The following is a 13,914-nucleotide window of genomic DNA, read 5'->3' on the forward strand; positions in this document are numbered from 1 at the left end:
GACATGACGCGCGGGTGACGGGTGCGAACACGCTGTCCCCTCCGGGGAGACCCCGATCACCCGTCCCAGACGGACCGGATCGGCAGGCCCCACAGGCGCGGGCCGTAGCGGTGGCCGACCGAGGCCGTGTTGAGGACGACGCCGCCACGGAAGCGGCCGCCCGCTCGGCGGGCCAGGGCCTCCAGCCGCGCGAACTGGTGCGGGCGCAGGCCGGCCGCGGTCAGCACCTCGATGCCGTAGAGGCTCTCGTCCGGCAGCTCGACGACCAGTCCCACCTCGAGGCCGTTGCGCTCGCGCAGGTAGCTCACCCGGTGCTCGACGACGCTCGTCGCCTGCTGGCGCAGCAGCTCTGCGGCGACCAGGGTGCGCAGCAGCGGCGCCAGTCGCCACCGGCCCGCGAACTGCACGAGCTGGTCGGGCGTGTGACCGGCCAGGTGCCGGGCGAGCGCCGGGTCGTCGAAGACGACCTGCGGCCGGCCGATCGCCCGCTTCGCCGGGGCCGCGCGGCACCCGGGCAGCAGGCGGACCACGCCGATCTCGACGAGCACGTCGACGTACGGCTGGAGGGTGGTGGGCGGGATGCCGGCGATCGCGCCCAGCCGGGCCCGGTTGAGCTCGCCGAGCGGTGGGTCGGCCAGGGCCCCGAGCAACGCCACGACCCGGCCCGCATCGGTACGACGGACCGCCCGGGCCCGCCGCGCGATCCGCCGGAGCTCCTCGTCGGCCACGGGACGGGCCAGGGCGCCGACGTACTCCTGGATGCCCCAGGAGGTGCGCACCTCCCCGGGGACGGTGCCCCGGGAGCCCAGTCGGGCGACGAAGTCGGCGGCCACGAGGCCTGAGCCTAAGCGGCTCCCGTGCAAAACTCGTCGATTTGTCTACGGCGGTCGTCGGGATGCCCCGGTGAAAGGCTCCACATGGCACGATGCAGCCCATGTCCCAGACCCACAGCGACTACCGGCTCAGCCAGCTGGACCAGCTGGAAGCCGAGTCGATCCACATCTTCCGGGAGGTGGCCGCCGAGTTCGAGAAGCCCGTGCTGATGTTCTCGGGCGGCAAGGACTCCATCGTCATGCTGCGGCTGGCCGAGAAGGCCTTCTACCCGGCGAAGATCCCGTTCTCGATCCTCCAGGTCGACACCGGTCTCGACTTCCCCGAGGTCATGGAGACCCGCGACCGCTGGGTCAGCCGCCTCGGCGTGAACCTCGTGGTGGCGAGCATCGACGACGCGATCAAGAACGGGATCATCCCCGACGCCGCGAAGATCAGCCGCAACCGCCTGCAGATCCCGACGCTCCTGAACGCGATCGAGGAGAACGGCTTCACCGCCGCCTTCGGTGGCGGGCGCCGTGACGAGGAGAAGGCCCGCGCCAAGGAGCGCGTCTACTCCCACCGCGACGAGTTCGGCCAGTGGGACCCGAAGAACCAGCGCCCCGAGCTCTGGAGCCTCTACAACGGCCGCCTGCACGAGGGCGAGCACATGCGGATCTTCCCGATCTCGAACTGGACCGAGCTGGACGTCTGGGACTACATCGGTCGCGAGGAGATCGAGATCCCGAACATCTACTTCTCGCACCAGCGCCGCGTCTTCGAGCGCGACGGCATGCTGATGAGCGAGACCCCCCTCAACCCGCTGCGCGAGGGCGAGGTCGTCGAGGAGCGGACCGTCCGGTTCCGCACCTGCGGTGACATCACGCTGACCGGTTGCGTCGAGAGCACCGCGTCCACGATCGCCGAGATCATCGACGAGGTCGCCGTGGCCCGCAAGACCGAGCGCGGGGCCACCCGCGGGGACGACAGGTTCTCCGAGGCCGCCATGGAGGACCGCAAGAAGGAAGGCTACTTCTGATGGCCGGTACGAACTCTGGATACGGCATGGACCTCCTGCGCTTCGCCACCGCCGGCTCGGTCGACGACGGCAAGTCCACCCTCATCGGGCGCCTGCTGCTCGACTCGAAGTCGATCTTCGAGGACCAGCTCGAGGCGGTCGAGGCCACCAGCGAGGCGAAGGGCTACGACTACACCGACCTCGCGCTGCTGACCGACGGCCTGCGCTCCGAGCGCGAGCAGGGCATCACCATCGACGTGGCCTACCGCTACTTCGCGACGCCCAACCGCAAGTTCATCATCGCCGACACCCCCGGGCACGTGCAGTACACCCGGAACATGGTCACCGGCGCCTCCACCGCCGACCTCGGCCTGGTGCTCGTCGACGCCCGCCAGGGCCTCACCGAGCAGTCCCGCCGCCACGCGGTGATCCTCTCGCTGCTCCGCGTCCCGCACCTGGTGCTGGCCGTGAACAAGATGGACCTCGTCGGCTACGACCAGGCGATCTACGAGAAGATCTACGCCGAGTTCACGCAGTTCGCGACGAAGCTCAACGTCCCCGACCTCGAGGTCATCCCGATCTCGGCGCTCAACGGCGACAACGTGGTCACCCGCTCCGAGAACATGCCGTGGTACTCCGGTCCCACGCTCATGCACCACCTCGAGCACGTCCACGTGGCCTCCGACCGCGACCTGATCGACGCGCGCTTCCCCGTCCAGTACGTCATCCGCCCGAAGTCGGACGAGTTCCACGACTACCGCGGGTACGCCGGCCAGGTCGCCGGTGGCGTCCTCAAGCCGGGCGACGAGGTCGTCGTACTCCCCTCGGGCATGACGTCGAGGATCGCGAAGATCGACCTGTTCGACCAGGAGATCACCGAGGCCTTCCCGCCAATGAGCGTCACCGTGCACCTCGAGGACGACGTGGACGTGTCCCGCGGCGACATGATCGCCCGGGTCAAGAACGCGCCGACCCCGAGCCAGGACATCGACGCGATGGTCTGCTGGATGACCAACGCCCCGCTGCAGCCGCGCCAGAAGCTGGCGATCAAGCACACGACCCGCACGGGTCGCGCGCTGGTCAAGGACATCCAGTACCGCCTGGACGTCAACACGCTGCACCGCGACCAGGAGACCAAGGAGCTCGGCGTCAACGAGATCGGCCGCGTCACGCTGCGCACCACGGTCCCGCTGCTCGCCGACCCGTACTCCAAGAACCGCACCACCGGCTCGTTCATCCTGATCGACGAGGCGACCGGCGTGACCGTCGGCGCCGGCATGATCAACGGCTGACGAACGCCGCTCCGAACGGGGCGTCCTCCTCCGGGAGGGCGTCCCGTTTCGTCGTCCCGGGCCGATGCAGGGATCCCCGCCTAGGAGGGGATCCTTGCGCTTGATGACGGTTGCATGCGTCATCAAGCGTCAGAATCCCCTCCTAGGCGGGGATCCCGACACCCTCAGCGCTGCGGACGGAAGTGCAGCCCGACCTCGGGGTCGACGACGACCTCCTGCGCGGCGGGGATGCCGTCGACGACGAGGGGCGCGGCGAGGTCAGTGTTGCGCTTGAGGACGGCCAGCGCGATCGGGCCGAGCTCGTGGTGGCGGGCCGAGGAGCCGACGAAGCCGACGTCGCGGCCGCCGTCGGCGGGGACGACCGGCGTACCGGCGGCGGGGAGGCGGTTCTCGGAGCCGTCGAGGTGCAGCAGCGTGAGGCGGCGGGGCGGGCGACCGAGGTTGTGGACCCGGGCGACCGTCTCCTGGCCGCGGTAGCAGCCCTTGTCCATGTGGACCGCGGCCCACTCCGGGGCCGAGGCGTCCGCGAGCCAGCCGACCTCGTTGGGGATCGTGCGCTCGTCGGTGTCGATGCCCAGCCGCGGCTCGCCGCGGGCGATGCGCAGCGCCTCGAACGCCCAGAGGCCGGCGGCGGGACCGGCGGCCTCGGCGTACGCCGTGAGCTGGTCGCGGGGCACCAGGTCGTAGCGCCCGGGGCGCCAGGCGACGGCGAGCTCGTCGGTGACGTCCGTGATCTCGACGCGCATCATGAACTTCATCCGCTCGAGGAACTCGATGAGCGCTGCGGCCCGGCCGGGCTCGGTGTGCGCGGTGAACGCCTCGCCGTCGTCGACCCCGGTGAAGGCGTGCTCGACGTGGCCCTGGGGCGAGAGGATCAGCCCGGAGACCCACCGTCCGGCCGGCAGGCCCTCGAAGTACTGCGTGGTCAGCGAGTGCAGCCAGGTCAGCCGGTCCGGGCCGGAGACGCGGAGCACGTCGCGGTGGGAGAGGTCGACGAAGCCCTCGCCGGCCTCGAGGGTCACCTGCTCGCCGAACAGGCTGCCGTAGTGAGCCGCGACCGGGGCGTCGATGCCGTTGCCGGCGACGGCGCCCGGGAGGGCGAGGAGGGGGCTGGGGGTCGAGGTCATGTGAGGTCCCGGTAGTGCTCGAGCAGGCGGGTGAGGGTGCCGAGCGCCGTCTGCATCTCCTCGATGTGCACGGGGTCGAGAGTCCGGAGCATCTCCTTGATGTCCGTGCTCGAGACCCCCGAGGTGCGAGGCAGGTAGCGCACTTCACAAACGTCGGAGAGCTCGTCGAACTTCCCGGTCCAGTCATCGCCCATCACGAAGACGTCGACCTCGTGCTCGATGATGTCGGCACGCTTCTGCTCCCAGGCCCGCTCGGGGAGGACCAGGTCGACGCCCTTGATCGCCTGCACGATGGCCGCGCGGTCGTCGTACGAGACGACGGACTTCTTGCCCTTGCCGGCGTTGAACTCGTCGGTCGAGACACCGACGATCAGCCGGTCGCCCATCGCGGCGAGCCGCTCGATCAGCCGCAGGTGGCCGATGTGGAAGAGGTCGAAGGTGCCGTAGGTCAGCACGGTGGTCATTCAGGAGCTCCTTCGCAGTCGGCACAGCGGCCGAAGACGGTCAGGTGGCCGAGGTCGGGCACGAAGCCCTTCGCCTCGAGCACGGCGACGAACGGGGCCGCCTCGGCGGCGTCCACCGAGGTCACCGCGTGGCAGCCCCGGCAGACCAGGTGGAAGTGCTCGTGACCGCGCACCGAGTGGTACGTCGGCGCACGGTCCGACAGGTGCGCGTGCCGCACCAGCCCGAGCTCCTCCAGCACCTCGAGGGTGCGGTAGACCGTGGAGGCGTTGACCGTGCTCGCGGTCGCCTGGACCTTCGCCAGCACCTCGTCGGGCGTGGCGTGGCCCAGCTCGTCGACCGCGGCGAGGATCAGCTCACGCTGCGGGGTGAGCCGGTAGCCCTTGTCCCGCAGCGTCGCCCGCCAGTCCTGGGTCTCGATACGCGCCTCCCGCGCTCCTTCGTCGCCCGCGGCGCTACTCGACCTCCCCGCCTGGTCCGCGGGGTCGCTCGTTCCTCGCGACTCCGCGGGGCGGTGATCAGGCACGCTTGAGCCTCGCCCAGAGGTGCGGCTGCAGCGGCTGGCCCATGGCAGCCATGTCGAAGGCGTAGAGGAGGTCGCCCTCGACGTTGCCGTAGAGGCGCTTGCCCGCGACGTACTCCTTGGCGGTCTCGGTGCGCGCGACCGCGTCGGTGGTCCACTCGAACTTGCCGTTGTCGGCCTCGCCCTCCCAGATCTCCGCGATGCCCGTGTTGTGGGTCAGCAGGATCTCGAAGCGGCCCTCGCCGACGGCGCGGATGAAGCCGGTCTCGATGGCGGCGTCACGCACCTTCTCGCCCGCCTCGTCGATGATCCACGCGCGCGCCATGTAGTGGAAGAACGGGCGCCCGTCATGGGTGAAGATCAGCTCCTGGCCGAACTGGAAGGCGTCGATCGTCGGGTAGTCGCCGTGACCGTTGCCGCGCCACGTGCCGAGCATCCACGCAATGGGTCCGCAGTTCGGGTGCAGGTTGTCGGGGAGTTCGAAGGCCACGACGGACAAGTTTAGGGTCCGCCCTGCCGGATCGCCGATCCGATCGCCTCGGGCGACCAGCCCCGGTCCTGGCGGGCGCCTCGATGGCGCCCGCCAGAACGGCCTCAGCGCGCTCGGACCGAGTTGCTCTTGAGGACCTTGGGCGCGTACCCGCTCCGGGTGATCGTGATTCGCAGTGACAACAGCTTGCCGCGATCCGTCCGGGTCACCTTGTAGGTCGCCGCGGTCCGGCCCGCGATCGCCTTGGTGCCGCGGAACCACTGGTAGCGCACGGTGCCCCGGGGGACCACCTTCGTCGGTGCGAAGTTCGACCGCAGGGTCGAACCCGTGGTCGGCGTGCCGCGCAGGGCCAGCCTCGGGCCGGAATACTTGAACACCCGCAGGACCTGGGTGGTCGCGTGCGGCACGGACGGCATCGCCGAGGCGTTCCCGGCACCGTCCCGAGCGACGGCCACGAAGGCATACCGGTGTCCGATGGCTCCGGGATAGGTCGCCTTCCCACTGGCCGCAGCGCTCTTCCACAAGGCGTAGCTGCCGCCATCGACCGCGACGAAGACATCGATCTGCGTGATGCCGGACTGGCCGTCGGAACCGCCCCAGGTCACGGGGATGTTGGGGTTGGTCGTGGACTTGGGCACACCTGACACGGCTGCCGTCGGAGCAACCCGGTCGATCCGGTTCGACCAGGTGTTGGTGGCGATCGGAGCGTTCAGATCGAAGACGATGTCGGCCTTCGCCGACACGGTCGTGCCACTCTGGACCGCCGCCGTGTAGCCGACGTCGAAGAACACCACGCCCTGCCCCTCGGTGCCGTCGTCGTTCGGCGGCAGGAACCCGAGGAGCGGGTCCTCCGGGAGGTCACCCGTCACCGGGTCGATGGTCTCGAGGAGCCAGGAGAGCTTTCCGGAGTCGTTCTTGGCCGCCGTGATGTGCAGCTGGAGCCCGTCGTCCGATACCAGGTCGAGGCTGTGATCCAGCTCGGTTGCGCCCTCGGCCGGCGTCCAGATCGTGGTGCCGAACTGCAGCGCGCCGAAGGTCAGCGACGACATGTCGAACTTCGTCGCGTCGAGCGTCGTGTCGACCTTCACCACCTGCGCTGGCGCTGAGGCGTCCTTGCTGTTCTCGAAGTAGATGGCGTAGTGCTGGCGGCCCTCACCACGGATCGCGTTGTTCGTCCCGCCACCGGCAGGCCCCACGATCTCGTTCGGATCCAGCGAGGTGACCCAGGAATTGCCGAGCGCGACGCCATCCTCGTAGCAGGTCTTGCCGAGCGTCCCGAGGCCCCAAGCTGTGCTCGCCACCTTGAGGACCGTCTTCGCCACCTTGGTCGGCGGGAAGAAGTCGGCGGCACAGTTGAGGCCGCTGAACACCGTCGAGACACCGAACTCGAGGACGTCGCCCCATCCGCCAAAGCTGAAAGGGCTTCCGTTCTCGGCCCAGTTCGTGACACCCGTCTCCACGACGTCGCGTACACCGCTGACGCACGCAGCTCCCGGGACCGCCTCGAACGCGGCATCGGTGAGCGCGTTGTAGGTGGCATTGGCGCACTGCACGCCAGGCGTGATCGCCGCGGCGCGGGCGACTCCACCCGTCGCGTTGGGATTGACCATGCACTGGCCCACGCTGGCCAGGAGGTCGTAGTTGGCCTGCACCGGCACGGTGACCCGGAAGGAGACGTCCACCCGACCACCGGCAGGCATCCGGTTGATGTAGAGGGGAATCCCCAAGGAGCCGTCCGCCGCAGTGAAGATGTCGTCGTCGCCCGGCGTGATGGTGGCCGGGACGGCCTCACCCGCGGCGTCGAGCCCGTACAGCGTGAACTGGGGTTCGATGGTGCTCCCCGCCGGGAACCCGCGCAGCACGATCGGGACCCCGATCCCGTCGACGTTGCCCGCATTGGTCACGGTCAAGCTCATCGTCTGGGGCCGCCCGGGCACGAACCGTCCCAGTCCCGTGAGCGATGCAGTGACCTTCGGCTCGCCGGGCGCGGTCACCGTCACCGCGCTGGCGTAGGTCGCCTCCTCGCCGTCGGTTGATGCCACCTTCACGTTCCACGATCCGACGCCTGCGGTCGAGAGGTCGAACAACACACGGATGGTCCGGCGGTCCGAGCTGACGTCGATGACCTGACCCGTGAGGACGGTTCCCAATCGGCTGAGGGTCACTGTCTGCGACCGGTCGAAGTTCTTGCCCTGGAGAGTGACCGTCACCGACGACGACTGACCGATCGTCTTGGGGTTGGCGCTGAGCACCGTCAGCTCGTCGGGGCCGCACGCAGGGTTGAGGCACTCGGCGGAGAGCTGATAACGACCGAGCGAGCTCGCATCGGCGATGACGTACGCCGTGTGCCGTCCCGTCGCCGCAGCCGTGCAGTCCAGGTCGACGTCCCAGTAGGCGGAGTCAACCGAACAGATCGCGCCACCGCTGGGGCCGAACACCACCATCCCCGGGCTCTCCTGTCCGCTCAGGTCGCGCGGGCGGAAGCGGAGCTGGTCGCCCGTGGTGGCAGCGAACTCGTAGCACCGCACGTCGAGGTCCTCGACGACCTTGCCCGAGAGAGGCTCGAAGCCGTAGGCCACCGACGCAACGTTCAGGCACGAGCCGTCGTCCGTCGTGGGCCGCAGGACCCGGAAGGCGTAGGTCTCGGTGTCCTCGCTGGTGCTCGTCCACGACAGCCGGTACGGCGCGGGCCCGCTCAGCACACAGGCCTGGTCGGTGCCACACAGCTCGTCGCCGCGACCGTTGAGGACGACCCCGCGCACCGACCACGACGGGTGGGTCGCCGGCACGTAGACAGCGCCGGCGGTGCTGCCGAGGTCGTAGCAGACCGCCGCAGTGTCGGGCGCGAGAATCCCGGCTTGAGCAGGCTCCGCCGTCGACGAGGACGCGGCGCCGCAACCGATGCTCGATGCAGGATCCGTGATCCAGAACCGGTAGGCGGTCGTACCGACCGGGTCGACCGAGTGGGCGAGCATACGGAACGGCCCGACGCCGGTCAGCCGACACGTCGACCCGTGACCGACGTCGACCTGGCACAGCACGTCGCCGGCCTTGTTGACGACCTCGACGCGCGGCTGCCCCAGCTCCCCGGTCCGTGCGACGCGCACCCGGACATAGCTGCCCGACTCGGCGTTCAGCTGACGGCAGTCGATCTCACCCTCGGCGAGGGTCCCCTGCTCGGGCGTCGAGCTCCAGTCCACGCCGGTGATCGCCGCGCACGTGCCGCCGCCCGCCACCTGGGTCAGTCCCCAGGCGTAGCTGTTGTCGTAGCCATCGGGATCGCCCGAGACGACCACGCGATAGGCGGTCGTGCCACGCAGCGACACCGGCTGGTACTGGTACCACCACGAGGTGTACGACTGCCACGCCTGGGTCTTGCTGTCGGTGTCCCAGAGCTCGACGCGCGGGCTCCACTGGGTGCTGCCGAACCAGCTCGCCATCGCGTAGCTGCCTGCGGCCGCCGTCGTCACCGTGAAGCACTCGGCGCCCGAGCCGTCCGCGGCGCGTGTCGCCGACCCCGGCAACGCAGTACCCCAGGTCCCGAGGGCGACAGTGGCGCAGCCCTGTGCAGAGCTGATGTCGTTGAGGTGGACCCGGGCTGCGGCCGCGTCGCTCCACGACGGCGCTGCCAGGAGCCGGTACGGACCGGTTCCGCTGGTGATGCAGGAGTACACCGATCCGGTGCTGAAAGAGCAGAGGTTCACGCCGGCCGCGTTGTACAGGCGGAACCACGTCTCGCCCTCCGCACTGGTCCGCTGAGCTGCACTGCGCAGGGTACGGGCCGCTGCAGACGCGAACTCGACGCACCCGACGGCATCATCGGCCAGGTCGAAGGTCGCCGGCGCATCGTCCCAGTCGAGTCCGGGAAGCGTGGCACATCCAGCCTGCTGGGTGATGTCGTAGACCCCCAGCGCGACGCCGCCCGGGTAGCCGTCGGGGTCACCGCTCACGACGAACCGATAGGTGCGTGAGCCCCGCAGGGACAACTCGGTGAAGGCGATGTCGACCGACGTCTGGTGCAGCAGGTCGCCACTGCCGGACTCCCACACCTCGAGTCGACTGTTCCAGCGGTTGTCCGTCCGGCCAGCCCGCAACCCGTACGACGCAGCCCGGGTGGTGCTCAGGGCGTAGCACTCCGTGCCGCTCCCGTCCGCCGCACGATCGGCACGAGTGGGCAGCGCAGCGTTCCATGCCGCCAGGGTGATCGCCGTGCAGCCGGTGCTGCTCTCCGTGTCGGTCACCATGAGGTGGGCGTCGGTCGCCGCATCGCCCCAGTCCGAGGTGATCACCCGATACGGTCCGGCGCCGGAGGCGACACAGCGGCCCGGCATTGACCAGCGGTACAGATTGCAGACGACGTCGCCTGCAGCATTGAGGACGGTCGCGTAGCCGGCGTCCCCGGCGAGTCGGACCGCACGACCGGTCGGCACCGAGAAGGACTGGCAGTCGACTGCGCCGGCGGCGTTCTGGGTCGGGAACTCCGATGCCGCGCTCCAGCCGAGGCCGGGCACCGCGTCACAGCCGGTCGCAGCAGCGACGGCGTAGTAACCGACCCGGTAGCCGCGTGGCTGGGCGCCCGGGTCGCCCGATACCTGTACCTGGTAGGTGGTGGACGCCTTGAGCTGGTAGAAGGCGCCATAGCTTGCGTAGCCCGTCATGGCCCCGACCGGCTGGTCGGCCTCGAAGAGGCCGAAGCCGGGCGACCACGCATCGTCATCGGGAACCGCGCGGAACAAGTAGGTACCGAACGACCCCGTCGTGAACTCGAAGCACTCCGCACCCCCGACGCCTCGCTGCCCGACGGTGGTCGGTGCCGCACCCCACTGGACCGCCGCCACGCTCGCACACGGTCCGTCGACTGCGGCGTGCTGGGTCACGCGCACCGGTTGCGGCGGAGCCTGCCGGGTCGAGTCGTCGGCCGGAGGCTGCGTCGGCTGGTCCGCCGACTCGGCGGAGACGTCGGTGACGGCGTCTCCGGGACCCGTTTCAGCCGGATCCGTGTCAGCCGGATCCGTGTCCCCCGGATCGCCGGTGGCGGAGGGGGCCGTGGTCGGCCCCTCTGGCTCCAACGCCCCGGCCACCTCGGGAAGGGCCAGACTCCCCACGGCGAGCAGAAGTCCCAGGATCACGAGCGTCAAGCGGCGCACAGCCGGCCCCCTTCGTCGGTGCAGGGGGAACGACGACATCCCCCACGATGTCCTACGACAGCGCAGGCTGGCAGTGACGAGCGGCCCGTGCCCCCCAAACTGTGATTTCTTTGCCGTCGTCCGGCGAAATCCCCTTCGCTGCTAGCCTTCGGCCGTCGAAACCGATGGTTGCGGGAGGCCACATGACGCGACAGCTCGTCGTGAAAGTCACCTGCGGCGCGGACGAGCCCGAGCGCTGCAACCAGGGCTTCACGGTGGCCGCGACGGCAGCCGCGTCGGGGGTCACGGTCTCGCTCTGGCTGACCGGCGAGGCCGCCTGGCTCGCCGTGCCCGGCCGGGCCGCGGAGCTCGACCTGCCCCTCGCCACTCCGCTTCCGGACCTGATCGACGCCGTGCTCGCCACGGGCTCGGTGACGGTCTGCGGGCAGTGCGCGGCGCGGCGCTCACTGGAGGAGAAGGACCTGCTGGCCGGTGTACGGATCGCGGGGGCGTCGGCGTTCGTCGAGGAAGTGCTTCGCGACGACGCCCAGGCCCTGGTCTACTGAGCGCGCCATGACCCGTCTCGCGACCCGGTTCGTCGTCCTGAGCACCGCCGGCCTGCTCCTCTCCGGCTGCCTCGTCTCCGGCAAGGACGACGACTCCCCCGACAAGCGGAACTACGTCGCCATGGGCGACTCCTACGCCGCCGCCCCCGGCGTCGGACGCGCCAACCCGCCGCTGGGCTGTCGCAAGTCGAAGGACAACTACCCCCACAAGCTCGCCGACGCGGCCGACCTCGACCTGACCGACGTCACCTGCTCCGGCGCGCCGACCGAGGCGGTCATGACTGCCTACAACGCGCTCGGGGACGAGGTCGCGCCGCAGATCGAGGCCGTCGACGAGGACACCGACATCGTCACCATCGGCCTGGGCTTCAACGACCTCGGGCTGTCACTCAAGGTGTTCGTCGCGTGTGTCCAGGTCACCACGCGCAACCCGGGCGCGACCAGCCCGTGCACCGACGCCGACCGCAACCTCGGCGCGAACGGCACGCAGGCGATCCTCGACCAGGTCACCGACCGGCTGAAGGTCGTCGTCGAGGAGGTCACCGAGCGGGCACCCGACGCCCGGGTCTTCCTCGTCGGCTACCCCACGATCTTCCCGACCGGTGCGACCTGCCCGAACCTCGGCATGAACGCCGGGGACATGCCCCTGATGAACCACATCGTCAGCAGCCTCAACACGTCGCTGAAGGACGCCGCGGCGGCGTACGACGCGACGTACGTCGACCTCGCCACCCCCACCGTCGGCCACGACGTCTGCTCCGACGACCCGTGGGTGGCCGGGCTTCAGCCCGTCGGGGGCCGGAAGGCGATGTCCTGGCACCCCTACGAGGACGAGCAGGAGCTGGCGGCCGACACCCTGGCGAAGCTCATCGGCTCCGACTGATGCGGGCGGTCCTCCAGCGGGTGACCTCCGCGTCCGTGGTGGTCGACGGCGCGGTCGTCGGCGCCCTCGCCGCCCCCGGCCTGCTGGTCTACCTCGGCATCACGCACGAGGACGGGCCCGCCGAGGTGGCCTGGATGGCGCGCAAGATCCGCGACCTGCGCATCCTCCCCGACGAGACCTCGGTCGCCGACAACGGCGCCCCGGTCCTGGTCGTCTCCCAGTTCACGCTGTACGGCGACGCGCGCAAGGGGCGCCGTCCCACGTGGACCGCCGCCGCGCCCGGTCCCGTGAGCGAACCGCTCTACGACGCCGTCTGCGCGGCACTCGAGGAGGCCGGCACCCCCGTCGAGCGTGGGGTGTTCGGGGCGGACATGGCGGTCACGTCGGTCAACGACGGCCCGTTCACCGTGCTGCTGGAGACTCCCTGAGTCGCAAGTCACCGACTTGCGGCGAGTTGAGCGTCACCAGATGGGTGCGCTGGCAAGGCGTCCGGCGCGACGGCAGTCTGGCCGACTGTCGAGCGTCGGCAACGCAGCCAGCGTGCCCAGATGGGGGCGCTCAGCCGCCGGAAGTCGGTGACTTGGGGCTCAGCCGCAGCCCCAGCAGGTACATCTCGCAGCCGAGGCAGAACGCGAACACCGCGTTGAGGAAGGCCGCCACGATCGCGAAGCCCGCGAACACCTGGCCCAGCAGGACCGCGCCGGTGGCGAAGCCGATGGTGGCGACGACGGCGAACACCAGGCCGACGGCCTGTGCGAAGCGGGGCGGGGCCGGGTCCTCGAGGTGGTCGGGCGGCGTCAGGCGCGGCCGGACGACGGAACGGAAGAGCACGCCGGTCGGTGTCTTCTGGACGCCGAGGCCGGCGCCGATCGCGAAGAACACCGCCTGCACCCCGGTCAGCACGGCCGCCACACCCGGCCGAGCGTCGGACAGCAGCAGGGCCACGGCGAAGATCACGAAGGTGACCGCAGCCGTGAAGCGCGGGCCGCGCGGGTCGATGCCGGGGGTGCTCATCAGGACTCCTGGAGGTGGGGCAGGGCGGCGAGCACCTGCTCGCGACGGGGTGCGCCGGCCGCGCGGGTGACCTCGCGGCCGGAGCGGTCGAGGATCAACGTGGTCGGGGTACGACGGACGTCGAGCTGGCGCACGAGAGCGAGGTGCTCCTCGGCGTCGATCTCGAGGTGGGCCACGCCGTCGTGCCGGTCGGCGACGTCGGCGAGCACCACCCTGGTGGTGCGGCACGGGGCGCAGAAGGCGCTGGAGAACTGCACCAGCGTGGCCTGCTCGCCGAGCTCGGCGCCGGGCACGGCAGCGTTCACGCTCGCCCACGCGGACGGGTCCTCGACGGCGGGCGCGGGGGTTTCGTCAACCGCCGAGGGGGCGAAGCGGCCGTCGACACGGCGTCGGTACAGCCCGAACCCGGCCGCGGCGAACACGGCCAGGAGCAGGATCACGATTCCGGTCACGACGTTGTCCAACGGCTTCGGGCTCACCCCTATTCCGATTCGGCGCGTATTCGGCCAGACCACGACGTCCACGGCGTGGGCCGCGATCTCCAGGCGTGGGCATCCGTCATCTGACGGATGCCCGGCGCTCCGGGGGCGCTGAGTTCGGGCA

13 protein-coding genes are annotated in these 13,914 nt (G+C 70.2%); 5 read left to right on the forward strand and 8 right to left on the reverse strand.

The features are described 5' to 3' along the window. Positions 1-56 precede the first annotated feature (56 nt). Positions 57-833 carry a DUF4143 domain-containing protein gene (locus ASE20_RS14520; protein WP_056895289.1) on the reverse strand — a complete coding sequence of 259 codons (777 nt, stop codon included), beginning with the start codon at positions 831-833 and terminating at the stop codon, positions 57-59. Between the two features lie 101 nt (positions 834-934). On the opposite strand from ASE20_RS14520, the gene cysD reads away from it, so the two are divergent. Next, positions 935-1,849, forward strand: coding sequence for a sulfate adenylyltransferase subunit CysD (gene cysD / locus ASE20_RS14525; protein WP_056895290.1), 915 nt, complete (start codon positions 935-937; stop codon positions 1,847-1,849). Further along, on the forward strand, positions 1,849-3,120 hold the full coding sequence (locus ASE20_RS14530; protein ID WP_225869054.1) for a sulfate adenylyltransferase subunit 1: 1,272 nt from the start codon (positions 1,849-1,851) through the stop codon (positions 3,118-3,120). Before cysD ends, ASE20_RS14530 begins: the two co-directional genes overlap by 1 nt. A 164-nt stretch (positions 3,121-3,284) precedes the next feature. On the opposite strand, the gene ASE20_RS14535 is transcribed toward ASE20_RS14530, so the two are convergent. From ASE20_RS14535 to ASE20_RS14555, 5 genes are all read right to left on the reverse strand, one after another. Continuing rightward, complete coding sequence (locus ASE20_RS14535; protein ID WP_056895292.1) at positions 3,285-4,247, reverse strand: YgfZ/GcvT domain-containing protein; 963 nt, start codon at positions 4,245-4,247, stop codon at positions 3,285-3,287. Further along, on the reverse strand, positions 4,244-4,711 hold the full coding sequence (locus ASE20_RS14540) for an adenylyltransferase/cytidyltransferase family protein (RefSeq protein WP_056895293.1): 468 nt from the start codon (positions 4,709-4,711) through the stop codon (positions 4,244-4,246). Before ASE20_RS14540 ends, ASE20_RS14535 begins: the two co-directional genes overlap by 4 nt. Further along, positions 4,708-5,235: a Fur family transcriptional regulator gene (locus ASE20_RS14545; RefSeq protein WP_225869055.1), complete on the reverse strand. Its 528-nt coding sequence runs from the start codon at positions 5,233-5,235 to the stop codon at positions 4,708-4,710. The genes ASE20_RS14540 and ASE20_RS14545 overlap by 4 nt, the downstream gene beginning before the upstream one ends. Further along, positions 5,228-5,722 carry an FABP family protein gene (locus ASE20_RS14550; protein WP_056895624.1) on the reverse strand — a complete coding sequence of 165 codons (495 nt, stop codon included), beginning with the start codon at positions 5,720-5,722 and terminating at the stop codon, positions 5,228-5,230. The genes ASE20_RS14545 and ASE20_RS14550 overlap by 8 nt, the downstream gene beginning before the upstream one ends. A gap of 104 nt (positions 5,723-5,826) precedes the next feature. Then, complete coding sequence (locus tag ASE20_RS14555) at positions 5,827-10,458, reverse strand: hypothetical protein (protein WP_157538446.1); 4,632 nt, start codon at positions 10,456-10,458, stop codon at positions 5,827-5,829. Between the two features lie 593 nt (positions 10,459-11,051). On the opposite strand from ASE20_RS14555, the gene ASE20_RS14560 reads away from it, so the two are divergent. Genes ASE20_RS14560 through dtd form a run of 3 tightly spaced genes read left to right on the forward strand, consistent with a single transcriptional unit; the run spans position 11,052 to position 12,725 of the window. Continuing rightward, a complete protein-coding gene (locus ASE20_RS14560) occupies positions 11,052-11,414 on the forward strand; it encodes a DsrE family protein (protein WP_056895295.1) in 363 nt (120 codons plus the stop codon). 7 nt (positions 11,415-11,421) lie between these two features. After that, positions 11,422-12,297 carry an SGNH/GDSL hydrolase family protein gene (locus tag ASE20_RS14565; protein ID WP_056895296.1) on the forward strand — a complete coding sequence of 292 codons (876 nt, stop codon included), beginning with the start codon at positions 11,422-11,424 and terminating at the stop codon, positions 12,295-12,297. Continuing rightward, complete coding sequence (gene dtd, locus ASE20_RS14570) at positions 12,297-12,725, forward strand: D-aminoacyl-tRNA deacylase (protein WP_056895297.1); 429 nt, start codon at positions 12,297-12,299, stop codon at positions 12,723-12,725. The genes ASE20_RS14565 and dtd overlap by 1 nt, the downstream gene beginning before the upstream one ends. A gap of 130 nt (positions 12,726-12,855) precedes the next feature. On the opposite strand, the gene ASE20_RS14575 is transcribed toward dtd, so the two are convergent. Beyond that, the gene (locus ASE20_RS14575) at positions 12,856-13,311 is read right to left on the reverse strand and encodes a DUF4395 domain-containing protein (RefSeq protein WP_157538447.1); all 456 of its coding nucleotides are present in this window, start codon (positions 13,309-13,311) and stop codon (positions 12,856-12,858) included. Further along, complete coding sequence (locus tag ASE20_RS14580; RefSeq protein WP_056895626.1) at positions 13,311-13,763, reverse strand: TlpA family protein disulfide reductase; 453 nt, start codon at positions 13,761-13,763, stop codon at positions 13,311-13,313. Before ASE20_RS14580 ends, ASE20_RS14575 begins: the two co-directional genes overlap by 1 nt. Positions 13,764-13,914: the final 151 nt, after the last annotated feature.

The sequence above is a fragment of the Nocardioides sp. Root240 genome (assembly GCF_001428825.1).
Classification (GTDB): Bacteria; Actinomycetota; Actinomycetes; order Propionibacteriales; family Nocardioidaceae; genus Nocardioides.

Excerpts from the sequence above, each read along its gene's own strand:
- ASE20_RS14560 (WP_056895295.1), top strand. The coding sequence starts at position 11,052 with ATGACGCGACAGCTCGTCGTGAAAGTCACCTGCGGCGCGGACGAGCCC.
- ASE20_RS14540 (WP_056895293.1), bottom strand. The coding sequence starts at position 4,711 with ATGACCACCGTGCTGACCTACGGCACCTTCGACCTCTTCCACATCGGC.
- ASE20_RS14565 (WP_056895296.1), top strand. The coding sequence starts at position 11,422 with ATGACCCGTCTCGCGACCCGGTTCGTCGTCCTGAGCACCGCCGGCCTG.
- ASE20_RS14575 (WP_157538447.1), bottom strand. The coding sequence starts at position 13,311 with ATGAGCACCCCCGGCATCGACCCGCGCGGCCCGCGCTTCACGGCTGCG.
- ASE20_RS14530 (WP_225869054.1), top strand. The coding sequence starts at position 1,849 with ATGGCCGGTACGAACTCTGGATACGGCATGGACCTCCTGCGCTTCGCC.
- ASE20_RS14535 (WP_056895292.1), bottom strand. The coding sequence starts at position 4,247 with ATGACCTCGACCCCCAGCCCCCTCCTCGCCCTCCCGGGCGCCGTCGCC.
- dtd (WP_056895297.1), top strand. The coding sequence starts at position 12,297 with ATGCGGGCGGTCCTCCAGCGGGTGACCTCCGCGTCCGTGGTGGTCGAC.
- cysD (WP_056895290.1), top strand. The coding sequence starts at position 935 with ATGTCCCAGACCCACAGCGACTACCGGCTCAGCCAGCTGGACCAGCTG.